The organism is Acidovorax sp. KPB24-07 (assembly GCF_057543315.1).
In genome coordinates this window covers 1-1,108 of the sequence record NZ_BAAJYS010000719.1, presented here as the reverse complement: position 1 = coordinate 1,108, position 1,108 = coordinate 1, and the positions used below count along the sequence as shown (strand labels likewise).

The window sequence follows — 1,108 nt, the reverse complement described above, 5'->3', positions numbered from 1 at the left end:
GCGTTGGAACATTTGGCGGTTTCCAACAGCATCTGGTGGAACACGAGAGCCACGCCGTCTTTCATCGTGCCGCTCCAGTTCAATTGAACATTGGCGAACCGGAAGAACGATTCGATCATGGCTTTGAGTTCCTCGCGCGATTTTGGTGAGTGCAGCGGCTGTGCCGGGATGCGCGCAGCCTCCACCCCTACGGATCAGGGAAACTTGACCACTTTCAGATGCGACATCAGTTGCCTAAACAGCGCGGGCGACAAGCGCCCGGACACCATGTAGTAGTGCTCGGGATCGGGGGTGAAGATGTACAGAAGATCCCGGCTGGGCTCTATGTCCTGGATGCGGATGACGGTGATGGGGCCCTTGGAAAACTTCTCGTAGCGCACTGAATTCGCAACGCCCTCGACCTTGCGGGCCCGGTCGATCACGGGATCGCCCAAATTGGCCTGCCCCAGCAATTCGTAGAACGCCAGCGGTGTCTGGATGCCATGCTTTTCCAGCACGCCGAGCTTCTGGTAAAGCTCTTGCAGTTTGGTGAACTCCTTCAGTTGAATTAGGGGGCCGTCAAGCAAGCCATTTTCAGTGGGCGCGAAAGCGATGAAAGGGTCGCCCGCCGGCGGTACGAAGAACTTGCCCACCAGATGCTGGGCAACTTTCAGTTCCAGCCACCCGTACTGCAAGGCCACGCATCCGGAGCAACGCTGGTAGGGTGGCCAATCGCGGTCTTCCAGCATGCCCTTCTCGCTGGCGAAGGCGGGGCCGGCCAGCGATGCATGCAGCAGTGCGCAGAAAAGAAGCGGCTTCAGGCGCATGGCATGAACATCAGGGCCGCGATGCCCATGGATGCCATTTCAAAAGGGGAGCGGAAATTGCCAATGGCTTTTCTGGCACAAGCCAAGTTGAATTTGTTCTCGATGTTCCGGTAGCCCATGGCTGCCAATTGGGTGGCAAGCCATAGCACGGAAGGGGGCCCTCCTGCGGGGCGGGGAACGAAAGACATCGCGTTGGAACATTTTGGCGGTTTCCAAACAGCATCTGGTGGAACACGAGAGCCCACGCCGTCTTTCATCGTGCCGCTCCAGTTCAATTGAACATTGGCGAACCGGAAGAACGA

Annotated in this window: 3 protein-coding genes; all 3 read right to left on the bottom strand. The window is 57.9% G+C overall.

The annotated features are described in order from the left end of the window. Positions 1-185 (bottom strand): hypothetical protein (locus AC27IQ_RS25265; protein WP_487091262.1); only part of this gene is annotated, 185 nt, incomplete at its 3' end. 9 nt (positions 186-194) lie between these two features. After that, the gene (locus tag AC27IQ_RS25260; protein ID WP_487091261.1) at positions 195-728 is read right to left on the bottom strand and encodes a hypothetical protein; all 534 of its coding nucleotides are present in this window, start codon (positions 726-728) and stop codon (positions 195-197) included. Between the two features lie 68 nt (positions 729-796). Continuing rightward, positions 797-1,108 (bottom strand): hypothetical protein (locus tag AC27IQ_RS25255; protein WP_487091260.1); only part of this gene is annotated, 312 nt, incomplete at its 5' end.